The following is an 18,472-nucleotide window of genomic DNA, read 5'->3' on the forward strand; positions in this document are numbered from 1 at the left end:
TGTTGACTGCGCGCTTTGCCGGTGCCGCTCAGGCTTTGCGTCGGGTAATCGACAACAGGCTGGCGGAGAAGATCAGCGCGGCGCCGATCAGGAAGGTCAGATCCGGCGTTTCGCCCCAGCGTAGCCAGGCAATGATGCCGGCGAAAACGATGGCCAGATAGGCAAAGGGACCGATCACTCCTGGTGGAGCCAGACCATAGGCCTTGGACATGACAATCTGACTGGTAGTGGCCAGCAGGCCGACCACCAGCAGCAAGCCGTATTCATGGGTATGCAGTGGCTGCCAGGACCAGCTCAGCGGAATGGCCGAGACCAGTGCGCTGAACAGCGAGAAATAAAACACGATGCGGTAGGCCGGCTCGGTATCGCTCATTTCCCGAATCGAGACAAAGGCGAACGCCGCCAGAATGCTGGCGGACAGGCCGACCAGTGCCTGACCCTCAAATAGCGTATGACCGGGTTTGGCCACCAGCAGCACACCAATCAGGCCAATGCCGGTGGTCAGCGCCATACGCTTGCTCAGGGGCTCCTTCAGCCACCACCAGGCGATAAGCGGGGTGAACACCGGCGCCGAGTAGGTAAACAGCATGGCATCGGCCAGCGGCAGGTGGGCGATGGCGTAGAAGAAGCAGTACATCGCTGCCAGGCCGTAGGTGGTACGCCACATATGCGACTTCAGGCGGCGGGTCTTGAGCGGTTGTACGCCTTTGAGCAACAGCAGTGGCAGGAAAAACAGCACGCCGACCAGATTGCGAAAAAACACCACCGATTCGTTATTGACCGTTGCCGAGGCTTCGCGAATCACCACGCCCATCAGCGAGAAAAGCAGCGCCGACAGGGCCAGATAAAGAGCGCCCTGAAGGGGCTTTACGCTGCGTATCGGCAGGTTCAAGGTGCGGAGCTGCGCAGGAGCGGTTGCAGTTCCCGAAGCAGTTTGTTGCGGCTCAACAACAGCTGCCAGCGATGACCGCCGAGTTGTCGCCACAGTCTTGCCGAGCGGATACCGGTCAGCAAAATAGCGCGGATTTTTGCCGCGTTGCCGGCTTGCTGGAGATAGCGCATTTCGCCCTGCACCTGGATGCGCAGACGGAAGGTGCTGATGGTGTCCTGATACAGCGCGCCGCAGGCGGCAATCACATTGTCATGGGCAATGCCGAAATGGCTGACCTGCTGTTCAATGCTGTCCAGACGCTTGCCGATGATTTCCAGTAGGTCGTCGCGTTTGGCCAGCTGCCGCTCGAGGGCGAGCAGGGCGAGGGCGTATTTCAGCGGCTCGCGTTGCAAATTGCCCGGGTTGCGCTCCAGGGCGTTGGCCAGGGCGCGATAACCTTCACGCAGATTCAGATCGTCGCCGCCATAGACCTGAAGTGTGCTGTCCGGATCGCGCACCAGCAGGGCGCCGAGCAGGCAGCTGATGGCGGGGGTGCTGGCCTGGCCGGTCTTGGCCAGCTTGTCGACCAGCGCTGCGGCCTGAAAAACGGCGGCCAGTGCGACTAATTGTTCCTGGGTCTGATTCATGCGCGGATTGCCCTGTTGACGGTTGCTTCAGCGCTCTCGATCACGCCGCCACCCAGGCAGATCTCGCCATTGTAGAAAACCACTGACTGGCCGGGTGTCACTGCGCGTTGCGGTTGCTCGAAGACGGCCCGATAACCGGTGGCGGTCTGCTCCAGTGTGCAGGCCTGATCCGCCTGGCGATAACGCACCTTCGCTGTGAGCCGCCGCGGCGTGTCCAGCTCCACAGGATTGACCCAGTAGATGTGCGAGGCCAGCAGGGCATCGGAAAACAGCCAGGGATGATCATTGCCCTGACCGACGACCAGCACATTGCGCTGCAGATCCTTGACCAGCACGTACCAGGGGTCGTCACCGGCGTCCTTCAGCCCGCCAATTCCCAGCCCCTGGCGCTGGCCGATGGTGTGGTACATCAGCCCGTGGTGACGGCCGATGACGGTGCCTTCGGTGGTTTCGATGTCACCTGGCTGGGCCGGCAGGTATTGCTTGAGGAAATCACTGAAACGTCGCTCGCCGATAAAGCAGATGCCGGTGGAGTCCTTCTTCTTGGCGGTGGCCAGGCCATATTTTTCCGCGATGGCGCGAACCTGCGGTTTTTCCAGTTCGCCGACCGGGAACAGCGTCTTGCCGATCTGCTCACCACCCACGGCATGCAGGAAGTAGCTCTGGTCCTTGTTCGGGTCCAGGCCCTTGAGCAGCTCGCTGCGGCCGTCGATGTCGCGGCGGCGTACATAGTGGCCGGTGGCAATCAGCTCGGCGCCCAGGTTCAGCGCATAGTCGAGGAAGGCCTTGAACTTGATTTCGCGGTTGCACAGGATGTCCGGATTGGGTGTGCGGCCAGCCTTGTATTCAGCGAGAAAGTGCTCGAAGACGTTATCCCAGTACTCGGCCGCGAAGTTGGCGGTGTGTAGCGGGATGCCGATGCTGTCACAGACTGCTTGTGCATCGGCCAGGTCGGCCATGGCGGTGCAATATTCGGTGCCGTCGTCTTCCTCCCAGTTCTTCATGAACAGGCCTTCCACCTGATAGCCCTGTTCCAGCAGGAGCAGGGCGGAAACCGACGAATCGACACCGCCGGACATGCCGACAATCACGCGGGGTTTGTTTTTGCTGGGGGTGAGGCTGGTCATGGCGGCTGGAAGTTACGGCAAAAGGGCGCTGATTCTAACAGGCGTGAACGGGCTGGGGTGAATCAGCTGCGTGGGCGGATCAGCTTCAGCGGGAACAGTTCACCTTGCAGGTAGTCGTCTATGCAGCGCAGAACCAGCTCGCTGCGCCAGCGTTCGGGTTGGCTGGCCAGTTCATCGCGGGTCAGCCAGCGCGGGCCGATAATGCCTTCATCCAGCGGACTGTCGGCTCTTTGGCGCAGGGCTCTGCCGGCAAAACACACGCGCTGGTAGGTCACGCCGTTGCTCGGCGCGGTATACAGGTAGATGCCGATCACTGCAGTCAATTCGACTTCCCAGCCGGTTTCTTCCAGGGTTTCGCGCAGGGCGGCTTCGCTCAGGCTCTCATCGGCGTCCAGATGCCCGGCGGGCTGGTTGAAGACCGCGCGGCCTTCAGCCATTTCCTCGACCAGCAGAAAGCGCCCTTGATCTTCGATGACCGTGGCGACGGTGATGTGTGGCTGCCAATCCATAAATTTTCCCTTGCGGTTCAAGGAGCAAGAATAACCGGAGTATCCGCTTGCGGGTCAGACTGAAAGCACAAACCCCGACGCAGAGGCCGGGGTTTGTGCTGGTGCAGCGTTTGAAGTCGCTGATCAGGCGATCAAGCCAGCGCAGCCAGAGCGTTGTTGAAGGTAGCGCTCGGGCGCATGACCTGGCTGGTCAGTTGCGGGTCGGCGTGATAGTAGCCGCCGATATCGACCGGCTTGCCCTGCACGGCCGAGAGCTCGGCGACGATCGTCGCTTCGTTGTCGCTCAGTGCCTTGGCCAACGGCGCGAAATGCGCCTGCAGTTCGGGATCTTCGCTCTGCGCCGCCAGTTCCTGTGCCCAGTACAGGGCCAGGTAGAAGTGGCTGCCGCGATTATCCAGCTCGCCGGTTTTGCGTGATGGCGACTTGTCGTTGTCCAGCAGTTTGCCGGTTGCCTTGTCCAGGGTTTTGCCCAGCAGGGTGGCTTTGGCGTTTTTGGTCTTGATACCGGTGTCTTCCAGCGAGACAGCCAGTGCCAGGAACTCGCCGAGCGAATCCCAGCGCAGGTGATTTTCTTCCAGCACTTGCTGCACGTGCTTGGGTGCCGAGCCGCCTGCGCCGGTTTCGTACATGCCGCCACCGGCCATCAGCGGCACGATGGAGAGCATCTTCGCCGAGGTGCCCAGCTCCATGATCGGGAACAGGTCGGTCAGGTAGTCGCGCAATACGTTACCGGTGACCGAAATGGTGTCCTTGCCACGAATCAGACGCTCCATGGTCAGGCGGATGGCTTCGTTGTAACCCATGATGCGGATGTCGAGGCCGCTCAGGTCGCATTCCTGCAGCGTGGCTTCGACCTTTTTCTGCAGCTCGCGGTCGTGGGCACGCTCGGGATCGAGCCAGAAGATGGCGGGTGTGTCGGACTGGCGGGCACGGGTTACGGCCAGCTTGACCCAGTCGCGGATCGCCGCATCCTTGGTCTGGCAGGCGCGCCAGATGTCACCGGCTTCCACTTCGTGCTGCATCAGCACTTTGCCGTCTGCATCAACCACGCGCATGGTGCCGTCGGCGGTCATTTCGAAAGTCTTGTCGTGGGAGCCATATTCTTCGGCTTTCTGCGCCATCAGGCCGACGTTCGGCACGCTGCCCATGGTGGTCGGATCAAAGGCGCCATTGGTTTTGCAGAAGTTGATCATTTCCTGATAGATGCGCGCATAGGTGCTCTCGGGCATGACTGCCTTGGTGTCCTTGAGCTTGCCGTCCTTGCCCCACATCTGCCCGGAGCTGCGGATCATGGCTGGCATCGAGGCATCGACAATCACATCACTGGGAATATGCAGGTTGGTAATGCCTTTGACCGAGTCCACCATGGCCATTTCCGGGCGATCGCTGTAGCAGTCATGGATGTCGTGGAGGATTTCTTCCTGTTGCGAATCCGGCAGACTCTTGATCTTGTCGTAGACACTGCTCAGGCCGTTGTTCGGATTGACGCCGAGTTCGCGGAACAGGTCGTGATACTTGTCGAACACACCCTTGTAGTACACGCTCACGGCATGCCCGAAGACGATCGGGTGGGACACCTTCATCATCGTGGCCTTGACGTGCAGCGACCACATGACGCCGGTTTCCTTGCAGTCCTGCAGGGTCTTTTCGAAGAATTCACGCAGCTTGCGACCACTCATGAACATGCTGTCGAAAACTTCGCCATCCTGCAGGCTGAGTTTTTTCTTGACCTCGACCTGGCCGTCCCTGCCAACGAACTCGATGCGTACTTCGCCAGCCTTGGGCATGGTGATCGATTGCTCGCTGGAGAAAAAGTCGCCGCCGCGCATGTAGTCGGCGTGGGAGCGTGAAGCCATGCTCCATTTGCCCATGCTGTGTGGACGCTTGCGGGCAAAGGCTTTGACCGCCGCTGGCGCACGACGGTCGGAGTTGCCTTCACGCAATACCGGGTTTACCGCGCTGCCAAGTACCTTGCTGTAACGCGCGTGGGCGTCCTTTTCAGCATCCGTTTTGGGATCGTCAGGGAAATTCGGGATGTTGTAACCGTGTGCCTGAAGCTCGGCGATGGCAGCCTTGAGCTGTGGAATCGAGGCGCTGATGTTTGGCAGCTTGATGATGTTGGCTTCTGGCGTGGTGGCCAGCTGCGCCAGCTTGGCGAGTTCATTCTCGACAGGCTTGTCGGCATTCAGTTGATCGGCAAAGCTGGCGAGGATGCGCCCGGCAAGAGAAATATCGCTGGTTTCGACGGCTATTCCGGCCGAAGCAGCGAAGGCTTCCACGATAGGCAGAAGCGAGTAGGTTGCCAGGGCAGGTGCTTCGTCGGTGAAGGTATAGATGATCTTCGAGCTGGTGGACATTTGGAGTTAACCCTCTTTGTTTTCTGGGCGTAAAGTATCTTGAAATGCACAGGGTAGCTGCTTGGCCGAACCATGAAAGGGGTGCCGGCTATCGAGAAATTGCAGTGATGATACTGGCAACGCTCGCAGAGTTTTGAGCAGTGGAGATTATGCTGGCAGCGTAACCGGATGACACTCGAACGAATGTCTAATCCTGTTGAATGAACCCTCGGTCGATAATGTAACCATTTCGTCAATTGTATCTTGTAGTTTTGCTACATATAAAGCGTTTATCTGCGCATTTGATGACATTCAGTATTCATTTCATGACTGACTATCTGTCCGGAAGAATGAATGAGCGTCGTGTCAAGGGTGCTGCATAGCAAGAGTGAGCGGGCGTCATTACCGCTCGGTAACCTGTTTATTTGTTTGAATGCATGTCGGTGAGTTGGAAAGGGTGGCTTCATCTCGAGGAGGTGGGCTACGCTCATTGACTAGATGATTCTTAACCATAACGTGGAGTCCAGCATGGGATACCAAAAGATCCAAGTGCCAACAACCGGTGACAAAATCACCTTCAATGCCGACATGTCGCTGAACGTACCGAATAACCCGATCATCCCCTATATCGAGGGTGATGGCATTGGTGTTGATATCAGTCCGGTGATGATCAAAGTGGTCGATGCTGCTGTTGAAAAAGCCTATGGCGGCAAGCGCAAGATTTCCTGGATGGAGGTGTATGCCGGCGAGAAAGCCACCCAGGTCTATGACGTAGACACCTGGCTGCCTCAGGAAACCCTGGATGCGGTAAAGGATTACGTGGTTTCCATCAAGGGGCCGCTGACGACGCCGGTGGGCGGTGGTATTCGTTCGCTGAACGTGGCCTTGCGCCAGCAGCTCGATCTGTATGTCTGCCTGCGCCCGGTGCGCTGGTTTACCGGCGTGCCCAGCCCGGTCAAGCGTCCGCAGGATGTCGACATGACCATCTTCCGTGAAAACTCGGAAGACATTTATGCCGGTATCGAGTGGAAAGCCGGCTCGGCAGAAGCCAACAAGGTGATCAAGTTCCTCAAAGAGGAAATGGGTGTCACCAAGATCCGCTTCGACGAAGACTGCGGCATTGGCGTCAAGCCGGTTTCCAAAGCGGGTACCAAGCGTCTGGCGCGCAAGGCACTGCAGTACATCGTCGACAATGATCGCGAATCGCTGACCATCGTTCACAAGGGCAACATCATGAAGTTCACCGAAGGTGCCTTCAAGGAGTGGGCCTACGAAGTTGCCGCCGAGGAGTTTGGCGCAACGTTGCTCGATGGTGGCCCGTGGATGCAGTTCAAGAACCCGAAGACCGGACGCAATGTGGTGGTCAAGGACGCCATTGCCGATGCCATGCTGCAGCAGATCCTGCTGCGTCCGGCCGAGTACGATGTCATTGCAACCCTCAACCTCAACGGTGATTACCTGTCCGATGCGCTGGCAGCCGAAGTGGGCGGTATCGGCATCGCGCCGGGCGCCAACCTTTCCGATACCGTAGCCATGTTCGAGGCTACCCACGGCACGGCACCGAAGTACGCCGGTCTGGACAAGGTGAACCCCGGTTCGCTGATCCTGTCTGCCGAGATGATGCTGCGGCACATGGGCTGGATTGAGGCGGCGGACCTGATCATCAAGGGCACCGAAGGAGCGATCGATGCGAAGACGGTTACCTATGATTTCGAACGTCTGATGGATGATGCCAAGTTGCTGTCATGCTCGGAGTTTGGTGACGCCACCATCGCGCACATGTAAGCAGGTGAAATAAAAAAGCCGGACTTTGCTCCGGCTTTTTTGTATCCGTGTTTTACGCCTTGGCCGGCTGGGCCTGGGAGTCAGCCTTCGGCTCGGCCGTTGCCTCGTCCAGCTCTGCAGCACAGATGTTTACCGCATGCAGTCCCTTGGGGCCCTGTACGATTTCAAAACTGACCGGCTGACCGGCTTTGAGGGTTTTGTAACCACCCATGCGGATCGCGGAAAAGTGCGCAAAGAAGTCCTCGTCATGCCCTTCGGCGACAATAAAGCCAAATCCCTTGACGTTGTTGAACCATTTGACCTTGCCACTGGGCATGCTGGCCTCCCACTGCAAATGCCGGTGTGGTGGGGTATCATGCAAGGCGTCTGGCAAAGTGCAATTCAGTCAGCCTTTGCCGCTAGATGCGGATACCCGTTACGGGGGGTATTTGTTTGGTTTAACACCGTTTCTGCGATAGTCAAGGTAATCGGGCGCTGAACTTGAAATTCATTGCTGTCAGCCCCATTAATATTCCCAACCCTAGAAGCATTCTTTCCAGCATGCATGCATTCAGTCAGATTCGACTAACATCAGATAAAGATCACCCTGCCGAACGCGAGGGTGGTTCGACCGGTCTGGCGCTGGAAGAGGCCAAGCCGGCACTGCAGGCTCCACCGATGTACAAGGTGATCATGAACAATGATGACTACACGCCGATGGATTTTGTAGTTGAAGTGCTTGAGGTGTTCTTTGGTTTGAGCCGGGAAGCCGCAACCCGGGTAATGTTGACCGTGCACACCGAGGGCCGGGCAGTTTGTGGCCTGTTTACCCGGGATATTGCAGAAACCAGAGCCATGCAGGTCAATCAGTACGCGAGGGAATGTCAGCATCCGCTGCTTTGTGAGATCGAGAAAGACGGCTAGCGCCGAACACTTTGGTATGAGGTGAAGCTATGTTAAATCGCGAACTCGAAGTTACCCTCAATCTTGCCTTCAAGGAGGCTCGTGCCAAGCGTCATGAGTTCATGACGGTTGAGCATCTGTTGCTGGCACTTCTGGATAACGAAGCCGCTACCGCGGTATTGCGCGCCTGTGGCGCCAGTCTGGAAAAGTTGCGTCGGGAGCTTCAGGAGTTCATTGACTCGACCACGCCGCTGATCCCGCAAAATGACGAGGAGCGTGAAACCCAGCCGACGCTGGGCTTCCAGCGGGTATTGCAACGCGCCGTGTTCCACGTGCAAAGCTCCGGCAAGCGTGAAGTCAGCGGCGCCAACGTGCTGGTGGCGATTTTCAGTGAGCAGGAAAGTCAGGCGGTATTTTTGCTCAAGCAGCAGAACATCGCGCGAATTGATGTAGTGAATTTTATCGCCCATGGCATCTCGAAAGTGCCGGGTGCGCCCGAGCCGCGTGAAGGCGATCAGGAAATGCAGGACGAAGAGGGCGGTGATGCACCGACTTCGTCCAATCCGCTGGACGCTTACGCCAGCAATCTGAATGAGCTGGCACGCCAGGGCCGCATCGACCCGCTGGTCGGGCGCGAGCATGAGGTCGAGCGGGTTGCCCAGATTCTGGCGCGCCGGCGCAAGAACAACCCGCTGCTGGTCGGAGAGGCTGGCGTTGGCAAGACCGCCATTGCCGAAGGTCTGGCCAAGCGCATCGTGGATAACCAGGTACCTGACCTGCTGGCAGAGAGTGTGGTCTATTCGCTGGATATGGGCGCCTTGCTTGCCGGTACCAAATACCGCGGTGATTTTGAAAAGCGCTTCAAGTCACTGATCAACGAACTGCGCAAGCGCCCCCATGCGATTCTGTTCATTGACGAAATTCACACCATTATCGGTGCCGGCGCTGCCTCGGGTGGTGTCATGGATGCCTCGAACCTGCTCAAGCCGGTGCTGTCCAGTGGCGAGATCCGCTGTATCGGTTCCACCACCTTCCAGGAGTTTCGCGGCATCTTCGAAAAGGATCGCGCGCTGGCGCGTCGCTTCCAGAAAGTCGATGTGGTCGAGCCTTCGGTGGAAGATACCTACGGTATTCTCAAGGGGCTCAAGGGCCGCTTCGAGCAGCACCATCATATCGAGTACAGCGATGCGGCCCTGCGTGCCGCGGCCGAGCTGGCCGCGCGTTACATCAACGACCGCCATATGCCGGACAAGGCGATTGATGTGATTGACGAGGCGGGTGCCTACCAGAGGTTGCAGCCGGAGGCTTCGCGGGTCAAATGCATCGAGGTGCAACAGGTCGAGGACATCGTGGCCAAGATCGCGCGCATTCCGCCGAAGCATGTCAGTAGCTCCGACAAGGAACAGCTGCGCAACCTGGATCGCGATTTGCGACTGACGGTGTTTGGTCAGGACGATGCAATCAGCGCCCTGTCGACCGCCATCAAATTGTCCAGGGCTGGTCTGAAATCTCCGGACAAGCCGGTGGGTTCATTCCTGTTTGCCGGCCCGACCGGGGTGGGCAAGACCGAAGTGGCGCGGCAGCTGGCCAAATCCATGGGTATCGAGCTGGTGCGTTTCGACATGTCCGAGTACATGGAGCGGCATACCGTTTCGCGGCTGATCGGCGCTCCGCCGGGTTATGTCGGGTTTGATCAGGGCGGCCTGTTGACCGAGGCGATCACCAAGATGCCGCACTGCGTGTTGTTGCTCGACGAGATCGAAAAGGCCCATCCGGAAGTCTTCAATCTGCTGTTGCAGGTCATGGATCACGGTACCCTGACCGACAACAACGGGCGCAAGGCGGATTTCCGCAATGTGATCCTGATCATGACCACCAACGCCGGTGCCGAGACGGCGGCGCGGGCATCCATGGGCTTCACCCATCAGGATCATTCCTCGGATGCCATGGAGGCGATCAAGAAGGGCTTTACTCCCGAGTTCCGCAACCGTCTGGATACGATCATCCAGTTTGGCCGTCTGAGTCCTGTCGTGATCAAGAGCATCGTCGACAAGTTCCTGGTCGAGTTGCAGGTGCAGTTGGAGGATAAGCACGTGCATCTGGAGGTCAGTGAAGCTGCGCGCAACTGGCTGGGTGAGCGTGGTTATGACGTACAGATGGGTGCACGTCCCATGGCCAGGCTGATACAGGACAAGATCAAGCGTCCGCTGGCCGAGGAAATCCTGTTCGGAGAACTGGCTGAGCGCGGTGGCGAGGTGCATGTGGACGAGAAGGACGGCGAGCTGGTCTTCGAGTTCGAGACCACGGCAGAAATGGCCTGACGGACTAAACCCTGACCAGCAAAAACGCCCGGCAAGCCGGGCGTTTTTCATCGTGACCTGTTAGCGGGCGCGATAGGTGATGCGGCCTTTGCTCAGGTCGTATGGGGTCAGTTCAACGCGAACCTTGTCGCCTGTCAGAATGCGGATGTAGTTTTTGCGCATCTTTCCGGAGATGTGCGCGGTAACGACGTGCCCGTTTTCCAACTCCACACGGAACATGGTGTTGGGCAGGGTGTCGACGACAGTGCCTTCCATTTCGAAGCTGTCTTCTTTCGACATGCAGTAAAGCCCTCGGTAGCAAAGAGTGGCCTGACGCAAGGCGCGCCGGGCAAAACGGCGAGCATTGTGCCCGAAAAAACCGCTAAACGCCAAGATTCTCAGCTGATGGCTGTCCAGCGCTGATTGATCAGCAGTTCAATTGGCCGGTATTCGGTCTTGTAACTCATCTTGCGGCAGTTTTTTATCCAGTAGCCCAGATAGAGAGCGTCCAGATTCAGGCGAACAGCCTCGCCAATCTGCCAGAGAATGGCATAGCGGCCCAGGCTGCGTTGCTCCTGTTGCGGGTCGAAGAAGGTATAAACCGCAGAAAGGCCATTGGGCAGGAAATCGGTGACGGCGATAGCCAGCAGTTGCTCGCCCAGTCGGAACTCGAGAAAGCGGGCAAACGGCAGCGTGGTCACCAGGAAGGTATTGAATTGTTCGCGGCTTGGCGGGTACATGTCGCCATCGGCATGGCGGGCTTCTATGTAGCGCAGGTACAGGTCGTAGTAGTCCTCGCTGAAGTGGGGTTTGACCGGTGTGACCTGAATATCCGCATTGCGTTTGAGGATTTTGCGTTGTTGCCGGTTGGGCGTGAACAGCTCAACCGGAATTCTTGCCGGTATGCATGCCTGGCAGTTCTGGCAATGCGGACGATATAAATGATCGCCACTGCGGCGAAAGCCGAGCGTGGACAGTCGGGCATAAACGTCCGCATCCATTGGCTGGCTGGGATCCAGAAACAGGGTGGTGGCCTGCTCGTCGTCCAGATAGCTGCATGGATGTGGCTGAGTGGCGTAGAACTTGAGATGGGCCAGCTCGGTCATGAATCAGCTCTCGCGGAACCTTGTTACAAGTGTAAGGCAGCTGTTCCGGCTCGCCTAGTTAGTTGGCCCAGTCTGCAGTGTTCGGCTGGTCCAGACAGGTTTCCAGATATTTGGCAAACAGGCTGCGCGGGATCGGACGGGCGCCGAAATTCTGCAGGTGCTGGGTCGGCATCTGGCAGTCGATCAGCACAAAGCCCCATTGCTGCAGATGAGTTACCAGATGCACGAAGCCGGCCTTGGAGGCGTTGCTGGTGTGGCTGAACATGGATTCACCAAAAAACAGGCGGCCCATGGCCAGACCATACAGGCCGCCTACCAGTTCTCCGTTACTGCGGACTTCTACCGAATGCGCTATGCCGCGCTTGTGCAGCTCGCGATAAGCCTGCTGCATGGGGCTGGTGATCCAGGTGCCGTCTGCGTAGCTGCGCGGCCCGGCACAGGCGCCGATGACTTCCGCGAATGCCTGATCGAAGCTGATCTCGAATAGCCCCTGGCGCAGCACCTTGGCCAGGCTTCGGGAGACGTGCAGCTCCTCGGGAAACAGTACGGTGCGCGGGTCGGGAGACCACCAGAGCAGCGGCTGGCCGTCCTGGTACCAGGGAAAGCAGCCATGCCGATAGGCCTGGATCAGGCGCTCAGGGGAGAGATCACCGCCGGCGGCCAGCAGTCCGTTGGGCTCCCGGAGGGCTTTTTCCAGGGGCGGAAAGCTCAGTGTGTCGCGTTGCAGCCAGCTCAGCATCGGGGTAGGGCGGTTCGCAGGTGCGCACCGCCACTCACTCAGAGGTCGAGGTAGGATTCGGCGTCCAGTGCGGCCATGCAGCCGGCACCCGCCGAGGTAATGGCCTGGCGATAGACATGATCGGCCACATCGCCTGCGGCAAATACGCCGTTAATGCTGGTTGCCGTGGCATTGCCTTCACTGCCGCCCTTGACCTTGAGGTAACCATCCTTCATCTCCAGCTGGCCGCTGAACAGGTCGGTATTGGGTTTGTGGCCAATGGCGATGAATACGCCGGCAAGGGCGAGTTCGCTGGTGGCACCACTCTTGACATCCTTGATACGCACGCCGGTAACACCGCTGGCATCACCAAGTACTTCATCCAGTGAATGATTCCAGTGCAGGCGAATATTGCCGTTGGCCGCCTTTTCGAACAGCTTGTCCTGCAGGATCTTTTCCGAGCGCAGCTTGTCGCGGCGATGGATCAGGTGTACTTCCCTGGCAATATTTGACAGGTACAGGGCTTCCTCAACGGCCGTATTGCCGCCGCCGATGACGCAGACCACCTGGTTGCGGTAGAAGAAGCCATCGCAGGTGGCGCAGGCTGAAACGCCCCTGCCGGAGAAGGCTTCTTCACTGGGCAGGCCAAGGTACTGGGCGCTGGCGCCGGTCGCTATAATCAGGGCGTCACAGGTGTAGGTAGCGCTGTCGCCCTTCAGGGTAAAAGGCTTCTTCTGCAATTCTGCGGTATGGATGTGGTCGAAAACGATTTGCGTGTCGAAACGCTCGGCATGTTTCTGCATGCGTTCCATCAGTGCCGGTCCGGTCAGTCCTTCGACATCGCCGGGCCAGTTATCGACTTCTGTCGTTGTGGTCAGCTGGCCACCGGCCTGCATGCCGGTGATCAAAACGGGCTTGAGGTTGGCGCGCGCGGCGTATACCGCAGCGCTGTAGCCTGCCGGGCCGGAGCCCAGGATGATCAGGCGTGAATGCTTGACTTCACTCATAAAAAGACTCCATAAGTCTTTGTCGCAAAAGAGAATGCGTGCTCAAATTGAACAGCCCGAAAGATACTGGCGATTATGCTACACCGAAGCACAAGTCAGGGGAAAACGTGCAACTGCAATGCCCCGAGTGGGTGTCAGCCAATCCGCCAAGCATGCTATCCCCGGGCTAAATCCGTACAATAGATTGCGTTAATCCAGTCGATGCTTGAAACCCCGATGATGTGCAGGAATCCGTTGTTTTGAAGAAATCCGCCACTCCCCCACAGTCTCCGGCCTGGAGCAGTCAGCTGAAGTACCGACTGCAGGATGGCGTGCTGATTGCCCTGGCTGCCATGTGTCTGTTCATGTGGATGGCGTTGCTCACCTACGATCAGGCCGATCCCAGCTGGACGAATGCCAGCTCACTGGAGCAGGTACATAATGCCGGCGGTCGCATTGGCGCCTGGTGTGCCGGCGTGCTGTTCATGACCCTTGGCTATTTCGCCTATATCTTTCCACTGCTGTTGATGATCAAGACCGTGCAGGTCTACCGCCGTCACAAGCAGCCGCTGGACTGGAATGGCTGGCAGTTTTCCTGGCGTGTGCTGGGCCTGATTTTCCTGATTTTGTCCGGTTCGGCGCTGGTCGACATTCATTTTGCGGCTGATCCGCGTCTGTCGTCCTCTGCAGGTGGGGCATTGGGTGAAAGCCTTGGCCAGTTAGCCCTGGATTCCTTCAATGTGCAGGGCAGTACGCTGCTGTTCATTGCATTTTTTCTTTTCGGGCTGACTGTTTTTACCGATCTGTCCTGGTTCAAGGTGCTGGACGTTACCGGCAAGATCACCCTTGACCTGATCGAGCTGATCCAGAGCCTGATCAATCGCTGGTGGGATGCGCGCAGCGAGAAACAGCAGCAGCTGGCCAAGCAGCGCGCTGTCGATTTGCGGGTGCGTGAGGTGGCGGAGCCGGTCGTGGCCGACAGCAAGGAGCGCGCCAGAATCAAGGAGCGCCTGATCCAGCGCGAGGATTCGCTGGCCAAGAGCGTCAGTGATCGTGGCAAACGCATACCACCGGTTATTTCCTCACCGGAGCCGCCCAAACCGGCAGAGCCGAGCAAGCGCGTACAAAAGGAAAAGCAGGCGCCATTGTTCGTGGACAGCGCAGTTGAAGGCACCTTGCCGCCGTTTTCCCTGCTGGATCGCGCCGAGAAGAAGCAGAAGAGCTATTCGCCCGAGTCTCTGGAGGCCATGTCGAGATTGCTGGAAATCAAGCTCAAGGAGTTTGGTGTCGAAGTGATTGTCGAGTCGGTGCATCCCGGTCCGGTCATTACCCGCTTCGAAATCCAGCCGGCAGCCGGTGTCAAGGTCAGCCGCATCTCCAATCTGGCCAAGGATCTGGCGCGCTCGCTGGCGGTGATCAGTGTGCGGGTGGTGGAAGTCATTCCCGGCAAGACGACTGTCGGTATCGAGATCCCCAATGAAGACCGGCAGATTGTGCGTTTCTCCGAAGTGCTCGAATCGCCGGAGTACGATGATTTCAAGTCGCCGGTGACCATTGCCCTTGGCCATGATATCGGTGGCAAGCCGGTGATAGCCGATCTGGCACGCATGCCGCACCTGCTGGTGGCCGGTACAACCGGTTCAGGCAAGTCGGTCGGCGTGAATGCAATGATCCTGTCGATTCTTTTCAAGTCCACGCCGGAAGAGGCGCGGCTGATCATGATCGACCCGAAGATGCTCGAGTTGTCGATTTACGAAGGCATTCCGCACCTGCTCTGTCCGGTTGTGACCGACATGAAGGAAGCTGCCAATGCGCTGCGCTGGAGCGTGGCCGAGATGGAGCGGCGTTACAAACTGATGTCTTCCATGGGGGTGCGCAACCTGGCCGGTTTCAACCGCAAGGTGAAGGATGCCATCGAGGCGGGCAAACCATTGACCGATCCGCTGTACAAGCGGCAGAGCATGGAAGACGAAGCACCACTATTGAAAACATTGCCGACTATTGTGGTCATCGTCGATGAATTTGCCGACATGATGATGATTGTCGGCAAGAAGGTCGAAGAGCTGATTGCGCGCATTGCGCAGAAGGCCCGTGCTGCCGGTATCCACCTGATTCTGGCTACCCAGCGGCCATCGGTAGATGTGATCACCGGGCTGATCAAGGCCAACATCCCGACCCGGATGGCGTTTCAGGTTTCCAGCAAGATCGACTCGCGGACCATTCTCGACCAGGGTGGCGCGGAGCAGTTGCTCGGTCACGGCGACATGCTTTATCTGCCGCCGGGTACCGGCCTGCCGATTCGCGTGCATGGTGCCTTTGTTTCCGATGAAGAAGTGCATCGGGTGGTGGATGCCTGGAAACTGCGCGGTGAACCGGATTACATCGAGGATATTCTGGCCGGTGCGGATGAGGGCTTCTCTTCCGGCGGTGAAGGCGGCTATGGCGAGGGCGGTGAGGGCAGCGAGGAAGATGCGCTGTATGACCAGGCCGTACAGTTTGTTCTGGAAAGCCGCCGCGCGTCGATTTCCGCCGTACAGCGCAAGCTGAAGATCGGTTACAACCGTGCTGCCCGGATGATCGAAGCCATGGAAATGGCCGGGGTGGTCACTTCGATGAGTACCAACGGGTCGCGTGAAGTGATTGCGCCCGGACCGAGTCGCGACTGATTCCAGCCAATTTTTTTCATCCAGACCTAATGAGGATTTCCATGGGCTTTATCCGCATGCTGTTGATTGCATTGCTCGCCATTCCGGGTTTGCCGTTGCAGGCAGCCGATGACACGGCAGTTCAGCGCCTGACCGGCCTGCTCAACCAGGCCCAGACCATCAGCGGGCGTTTTTCCCAGCTGACTCTGGATGGCAGTGGTACCCAGTTGCAGGAAACCTCCGGCGACATGTCACTCAAGCGTCCCGGACAGTTTCGCTGGCACACCGATGCGCCGATGGAGCAGTTGCTGGTCTCCAATGGTGAAACCATCTGGCTCTACGATCCCGATCTGATGCAGGTGACTATCCAGAAGATGGACCAGCGCCTGACTCATACGCCAGCGTTGTTGCTGTCGGGTGATGTATCGAAAATCGCTGAAAGCTTCGATATCACCCTGAAAGAGGGGGGTAATGTGGTTGATTTCATCCTCAAGCCGAAGGCTGCCGACAGCCTGTTCGAGAGTCTGCGCCTGTCTTTTCGCGGTGGCATGATCAACGACATGCAGCTGATCGATAACGTCGGTCAGCGCACCAACATCCTGTTTCTCGGGGTGAAGATGAATCCTCCGATTGCCGCCAGCCAGTTCACCTTCGAAGTGCCTGAAGGCGTTGACGTGATTCAGGAATAACAACCGGTTAGCCGAGGTCTTCAGTCCATTTCATGGAACTGTTCCGCAACGAACCGCTCGTTCAGCCGCTGGCTGCCCGGTTGCGTGCCACCTGTCTGGATGAGTACGTGGGCCAGCAGCACCTGCTGGCACCGGGCAAGCCGCTGCGCGAAGCGCTGGAGCAGGGTGCGCTGCACTCGATGATCTTCTGGGGGCCGCCGGGGGTAGGTAAAACCACCCTGGCGCGACTGCTGGCAGAAGTGTCCGATGCGCATTTCGAGACGATTTCGGCAGTGCTCTCCGGGGTCAAGGAGATCCGTCAGGCCGTCGATCTGGCGCGCCAGCAGGCTGCCCAGTACGGCCGCAGGACCATCCTGTTTGTTGACGAAGTGCATCGTTTCAACAAGAGCCAGCAGGATGCTTTTCTGCCCTTTGTCGAAGATGGCACGCTGATCTTTATTGGCGCCACAACGGAAAATCCTTCCTTTGAACTGAATAACGCTTTGCTCTCGCGGGCCCGGGTGTATGTGCTGAAAAGCCTGGACGAGGCAGCACTAAGGCGTCTGGCCGAGCGCGCGCTGAGCGAAGAAAAGGGTCTGGGCAAGCGCGGTTTGAGCCTGCCCGAGGAAAGTCTGCAATTGTTGCTGGCAGCCGCTGACGGCGATGGCCGGCGCCTGCTCAATCTGCTGGAAAACGCCGCGGATCTGGCCGAGGACGGTCAGGCGATTAGTGCGGATTTGCTGCAGAGCCTGCTGGGTGATGGCGTCAGGCGTTTCGACAAGGGCGGTGAAGCGTTTTACGACCAGATTTCCGCCCTGCACAAGTCGGTGCGTGGCTCCGATCCGGATGCCACCCTGTACTGGTATGCGCGCATGCTCGACGGTGGTTGTGATCCGCTGTATATCGCCCGCCGGGTGGTGCGCATGGCCAGTGAGGATATCGGCAATGCCGATCCGCGTGCCCTGACGCTATGCCTGAATGCCTGGGATGTGCAGGAGCGTCTGGGCAGCCCGGAAGGCGAACTGGCTGTAGCGCAGGCATTGGTTTATCTGGCCTGCGCGCCGAAGAGCAATGCTGTTTACAGTGCGTTCAAGGCGGCCATGCGTGACGCCGCCGAACAGGGCTCGCTGGAAGTGCCGCTGCATCTGCGCAATGCGCCGACCAGATTGATGAAGGAACTGGGTTATGGCGGTGAATACCGTTATGCCCATGATGAACCGGAGGCATACGCCGCCGGAGAGGATTACTTTCCCGAACAGCTGCAACCGCGTCGCTATTATCAGCCGGTGCCGCGCGGGCTTGAACTCAAGATTCGCGACAAGCTCGAGCATCTGGCCACACTGGATAGCCAAAGCCCCCGGCAAAGGAGAAAACCATGATTCAGGTGGCCATGGCGGTTGCGGCGGGTGGAGCACTGGGTTCGTTGCTGCGCTTTCTGGTCAGCAGCTGGGTGGTGGACAACTGGCCGCGGCATTTTTATCTGGGCACTTTTGCAGTGAACCTGCTGGGCTGTTTTGCCATCGGATTTCTTTCGGCCGTGTTTCTGCTGCGTGCAGATCTTCCGCTGCCCCTGCGTACGGGCCTTACCGTCGGCGTGCTAGGTGGTCTGACTACCTTTTCCAGTTTCAGCCTTGAAGTGGTCACCCTGCTGGAGTCCGGGCAGCACGGAACTGCAGCCGGTTACCTGCTGGGCAGTGTACTGGGCGGACTGGCCGCCGCCTGGCTGGGGATGACGCTGGCACGCCTGTGAAGGCTTGACTGCGCTGTTTTCAGGCACGCTTTTGCAGGGTGGGCTTCACCCGCCGAAACAGGGCAGTTGCTGGGCTGAAGTCCACCCTGCTTGGTTTGCCCGGCATGTATCCGGCGCATGGCCATAGAAAATGCTCGGCTTG

At 58.4% G+C, this 18,472-nt stretch carries 17 protein-coding genes; 7 read left to right on the top strand and 10 right to left on the bottom strand.

The features are described from left to right. Positions 1-28 precede the first annotated feature (28 nt). The 5 genes from BLT89_RS05975 to BLT89_RS05995 all read right to left on the bottom strand — a co-directional run bounded on the left by BLT89_RS05975 (position 29) and on the right by BLT89_RS05995 (position 5,511). Positions 29-892 (bottom strand): DMT family transporter, encoded by an 864-nt coding sequence (locus BLT89_RS05975; RefSeq protein ID WP_231975067.1) that lies wholly within the window; start codon positions 890-892, stop codon positions 29-31. Further along, complete coding sequence (gene hflD, locus BLT89_RS05980) at positions 889-1,518, bottom strand: high frequency lysogenization protein HflD (RefSeq protein ID WP_090193569.1); 630 nt, start codon at positions 1,516-1,518, stop codon at positions 889-891. Before hflD ends, BLT89_RS05975 begins: the two co-directional genes overlap by 4 nt. Next, positions 1,515-2,645 carry a tRNA 2-thiouridine(34) synthase MnmA gene (mnmA, locus tag BLT89_RS05985; protein ID WP_090193570.1) on the bottom strand — a complete coding sequence of 377 codons (1,131 nt, stop codon included), beginning with the start codon at positions 2,643-2,645 and terminating at the stop codon, positions 1,515-1,517. The genes hflD and mnmA overlap by 4 nt, the downstream gene beginning before the upstream one ends. A gap of 62 nt (positions 2,646-2,707) precedes the next feature. Continuing rightward, entirely contained in the window at positions 2,708-3,154 is a 447-nt protein-coding gene (locus BLT89_RS05990) for an NUDIX hydrolase (RefSeq protein WP_090193571.1), read from the bottom strand. A gap of 131 nt (positions 3,155-3,285) precedes the next feature. After that, the gene (locus tag BLT89_RS05995; protein ID WP_090193572.1) at positions 3,286-5,511 is read right to left on the bottom strand and encodes an NADP-dependent isocitrate dehydrogenase; all 2,226 of its coding nucleotides are present in this window, start codon (positions 5,509-5,511) and stop codon (positions 3,286-3,288) included. Between the two features lie 507 nt (positions 5,512-6,018). Between BLT89_RS05995 and icd the strand changes: the two genes are divergently transcribed. Next, positions 6,019-7,275 carry an NADP-dependent isocitrate dehydrogenase gene (gene icd, locus BLT89_RS06000; protein WP_090193573.1) on the top strand — a complete coding sequence of 419 codons (1,257 nt, stop codon included), beginning with the start codon at positions 6,019-6,021 and terminating at the stop codon, positions 7,273-7,275. A gap of 52 nt (positions 7,276-7,327) precedes the next feature. Here icd and cspD read toward each other — a convergent pair whose 3' ends face one another. Further along, on the bottom strand, positions 7,328-7,591 hold the full coding sequence (gene cspD, locus BLT89_RS06005; RefSeq protein WP_090198749.1) for a cold shock domain-containing protein CspD: 264 nt from the start codon (positions 7,589-7,591) through the stop codon (positions 7,328-7,330). Between the two features lie 224 nt (positions 7,592-7,815). Here cspD and clpS point away from each other — a divergent pair, with 224 nt between their 5' ends. Further along, entirely contained in the window at positions 7,816-8,178 is a 363-nt protein-coding gene (clpS, locus tag BLT89_RS06010) for an ATP-dependent Clp protease adapter ClpS (RefSeq protein ID WP_090193574.1), read from the top strand. A 29-nt stretch (positions 8,179-8,207) separates the two neighbouring features. Beyond that, positions 8,208-10,478: an ATP-dependent Clp protease ATP-binding subunit ClpA gene (gene clpA / locus BLT89_RS06015; protein ID WP_090193575.1), complete on the top strand. Its 2,271-nt coding sequence runs from the start codon at positions 8,208-8,210 to the stop codon at positions 10,476-10,478. A gap of 60 nt (positions 10,479-10,538) precedes the next feature. Here clpA and infA read toward each other — a convergent pair whose 3' ends face one another. The 4 genes from infA to trxB all read right to left on the bottom strand — a co-directional run bounded on the left by infA (position 10,539) and on the right by trxB (position 13,288). Then, positions 10,539-10,757, bottom strand: a complete 219-nt coding sequence (infA, locus tag BLT89_RS06020; protein WP_002553999.1) for a translation initiation factor IF-1 — start codon at positions 10,755-10,757, stop codon at positions 10,539-10,541. 98 nt (positions 10,758-10,855) lie between these two features. Continuing rightward, positions 10,856-11,563: an arginyltransferase gene (locus tag BLT89_RS06025; protein WP_090193576.1), complete on the bottom strand. Its 708-nt coding sequence runs from the start codon at positions 11,561-11,563 to the stop codon at positions 10,856-10,858. Positions 11,564-11,621: 58 nt separating this feature from the next. Continuing rightward, positions 11,622-12,302 carry a leucyl/phenylalanyl-tRNA--protein transferase gene (gene aat, locus BLT89_RS06030; protein WP_090193577.1) on the bottom strand — a complete coding sequence of 227 codons (681 nt, stop codon included), beginning with the start codon at positions 12,300-12,302 and terminating at the stop codon, positions 11,622-11,624. A gap of 38 nt (positions 12,303-12,340) precedes the next feature. Then, positions 12,341-13,288, bottom strand: coding sequence for a thioredoxin-disulfide reductase (trxB, locus tag BLT89_RS06035; protein WP_090193578.1), 948 nt, complete (start codon positions 13,286-13,288; stop codon positions 12,341-12,343). A 221-nt stretch (positions 13,289-13,509) separates the two neighbouring features. On the opposite strand from trxB, the gene BLT89_RS06040 reads away from it, so the two are divergent. Genes BLT89_RS06040 through crcB form a run of 4 tightly spaced genes read left to right on the top strand, consistent with a single transcriptional unit; the run spans position 13,510 to position 18,330 of the window. After that, a complete protein-coding gene (locus tag BLT89_RS06040; RefSeq protein WP_172829119.1) occupies positions 13,510-15,933 on the top strand; it encodes a DNA translocase FtsK in 2,424 nt (807 codons plus the stop codon). Between the two features lie 41 nt (positions 15,934-15,974). Then, complete coding sequence (gene lolA / locus BLT89_RS06045) at positions 15,975-16,601, top strand: outer membrane lipoprotein chaperone LolA (protein WP_090193580.1); 627 nt, start codon at positions 15,975-15,977, stop codon at positions 16,599-16,601. 32 nt (positions 16,602-16,633) lie between these two features. Continuing rightward, entirely contained in the window at positions 16,634-17,959 is a 1,326-nt protein-coding gene (locus tag BLT89_RS06050; RefSeq protein ID WP_090193581.1) for a replication-associated recombination protein A, read from the top strand. After that, positions 17,956-18,330 carry a fluoride efflux transporter CrcB gene (gene crcB / locus BLT89_RS06055; protein WP_090193582.1) on the top strand — a complete coding sequence of 125 codons (375 nt, stop codon included), beginning with the start codon at positions 17,956-17,958 and terminating at the stop codon, positions 18,328-18,330. The genes BLT89_RS06050 and crcB overlap by 4 nt, the downstream gene beginning before the upstream one ends. Positions 18,331-18,472 lie beyond the last annotated feature (142 nt).

The sequence above is a fragment of the Pseudomonas pohangensis genome (assembly GCF_900105995.1).
GTDB classification, from domain to species: Bacteria; Pseudomonadota; Gammaproteobacteria; order Pseudomonadales; family Pseudomonadaceae; genus Aquipseudomonas; species Aquipseudomonas pohangensis.